Source organism: Methylacidimicrobium cyclopophantes (assembly GCF_902143385.2).
Taxonomy (GTDB): Bacteria; Verrucomicrobiota; Verrucomicrobiia; order Methylacidiphilales; family Methylacidiphilaceae; genus Methylacidimicrobium; species Methylacidimicrobium cyclopophantes.
Genome location: NZ_CABFUZ020000139.1, coordinates 1 through 2,084 on the forward strand (window position 1 = coordinate 1; position 2,084 = coordinate 2,084).

Here is a 2,084-nt window from a genome sequence, read left to right on the forward strand (position 1 = left end):
CGGCCGGTGGGGCGGGAGCCCGCGCTTTCGACTCGAAAGCGGTCTCCGCAGAGAGAACGGAGGAGGAATTCGGCGAGCACGCTGCGGGCGGAATTGCCGGTACAGAGGAAAAGAATCGCGGGTCGGTTCATGGTTGAGAAGGGCCGGGTTTCGCCGGAAGGCCGCGCCGTAGGGAATGGCGGCGGCATTCTTGCGGCAGGAAGGATTTTCTTGTTCCCGGCAGTGATAGCAAGGCAAAGTTTTTCCCCTACATGGGAATGGTCGGCGAGCAGAGGGGACTCAATGGGCCCGGAGAGCGAAAACCTCTTCCCGCGATCCAGGCGCCGGAAGCGGAGGAGGTCGGAGCGAGGCGGAGCAGGAACGGATACGGATGCTTGGGGCAAGGCGGTCGAGATCGTTTTTTTTCCATCGGCGGCGCGATCTGCCGGCAGGTGCTCAGAAGAAGCGGTCAGATCCGCATCGAAGGACTGGAGCGGATCCCCGAGAGTGGAAGTTGTCTTTTGGTCTCCAATCATATCAGCCACTTCGATCCCATCCTCCTCGGAATGGAATCTCCCCGTCCCATCGATTACGTGGCTGACGGAAAGCTCTTCAACGACCTCATCCTCGCGCAGATCTTGGGAGCCCTCAATGTGATCCCGGTCGATCGGAACCGTCAGGACCCGCGGGCGGCGAAAGCGGCCGTCGAACGGCTCAAGCAAGGGAGGATCGTCGGCCTCTTTCCGGAACGAGGCATCCGTCACGGTAAGGCATCCATCCTGCTTGGAGCCCGGCTCAGTCCGAGCGCTGCAGCCCTCGCCCAGATGGGAAAAGCACCTGTTCTCCCCGCGGTGGTCGTGGGCTCGGATCGGCTTTACCAGCTCCGTTCCTTGCGCGGCCGCCGCGGGTTTTCGTTTCGTTTGGGGAGCTCCTCGTTCCCGCCCCCGGAGAAGATCGACGCGCCTTCACCGAACGGATCCACGAGCGGCTGCTTGCTCTCTTTCGAAGCCTCGTCAAGCGCTACGAGATCGATCCGATCGATTTTCCCCATTCGGCACAGGAGCGTTGGCGGGAAGAGAGATCGGCTCGGGAGTAATCCGTTTGCGGCCGACGACCGGAGGGCTTTTGCGCTCGCCGCACGGCTCCCGGCTCGCGACAAGGAGCAGGCAGAGAGCCGCTTCGATCGCCTCCATGTGGGCCTTCACGCGCAAGCCGACGTCAAACTCGGAGGGGGTTTCGATCGTGAAGACGCGCTTGCAGCCCTGAAAGTGGAGATAGGCCGCTTCGGGCAACCCGATCTTCTCAAACCATTTCTTTCGCAGGGGCCGGGCGAGGATGCCGTTTCGATGCTTGCGCCCTTCAATCCGATCCCGCGGGTCAACAGGACACCAGGGGCTGACCCGGTTGAGGATTTCTTCTCCGAAATGGGCTCCGCTAGTCCGATTCGTCTCGTAGAGGTAGACGCCGCAGGCGTCGTAATCCTCGTGAAGGAGGAGGGCGAGATCAAAGGGGCCACGTCGGGCATAGAGGGCCCGAAGCTCTCGGACCAGAGGGAGATCGTCTCGCTGGAAGGAACGGTTGAGGTCGAGCCCCTCTTCGTTGAGTCGGGAGTTGTGGCGGAGTCCCCAGGGATTGAGGAGCGGTATGACCGTGAACGTGAATTCGTGGATCCATTGGGGCTTTTTCTCGAAGAACGAAAGCAGGGCCTCTACGCCCGCCGGCTCGTCTCCGTGGATCCCCGCCGAGAGGAAGACACGGGGTTTTCCCTGCGTCGAGCGGAGCCTCGGGGAGCAGAGCACCTCGACGGGATCGTTTTGGATACGCTGGAGGATGACCCGTCTCCACCCCAGCAGGCGACCGAGCGCGATCGCCCGCCGGTGAACGCTGGCTGGATCGTGGACGGCATGAATCATCCTAGAAAGGAAAAGGGAGAGAGGAGCGGAAGGAAGTCAAGAATGATCGGGAGCGCACTCGCGTCCTCCGGCGAGTGCTTTGCTCCGTTCCCAGAGCAGCTCCAATTCGGCGAGCTCCAATGGGGGGCCGGGAGGGCGGCTGCGCAGCTCTTCTTCGATGAATTGCACCCGGGAGCGGAAGCGACCGGCGGC

At 62.3% G+C, this 2,084-nt stretch carries 2 protein-coding genes and 1 pseudogene; 1 reads left to right on the top strand and 2 read right to left on the bottom strand.

What is annotated here, in order from left to right:
- A partial coding sequence (locus tag FN369_RS11605) for an arsenate reductase/protein-tyrosine-phosphatase family protein (RefSeq protein WP_446685610.1) occupies positions 1–188 on the bottom strand: 188 nt, incomplete at its 3' end.
- A gap of 69 nt (positions 189–257) precedes the next feature.
- Here FN369_RS11605 and FN369_RS11515 point away from each other — a divergent pair.
- A pseudogene (locus FN369_RS11515) lies at positions 258–776 on the top strand (lysophospholipid acyltransferase family protein); the annotation flags it as partial.
- 216 nt (positions 777–992) lie between these two features.
- On the opposite strand, the gene FN369_RS06565 reads toward FN369_RS11515, so the two are convergent.
- Complete coding sequence (locus tag FN369_RS06565) at positions 993–1,892, bottom strand: M14 family metallopeptidase (RefSeq protein ID WP_246189592.1); 900 nt, start codon at positions 1,890–1,892, stop codon at positions 993–995.
- Positions 1,893–2,084: the final 192 nt, after the last annotated feature.

What these genes read in the sequence shown, in the direction of transcription:
- FN369_RS06565 (WP_246189592.1), bottom strand. Translation starts at nt 1,892, where the DNA reads ATGATTCATGCCGTCCACGATCCAGCCAGCGTTCACCGGCGGGCGATC.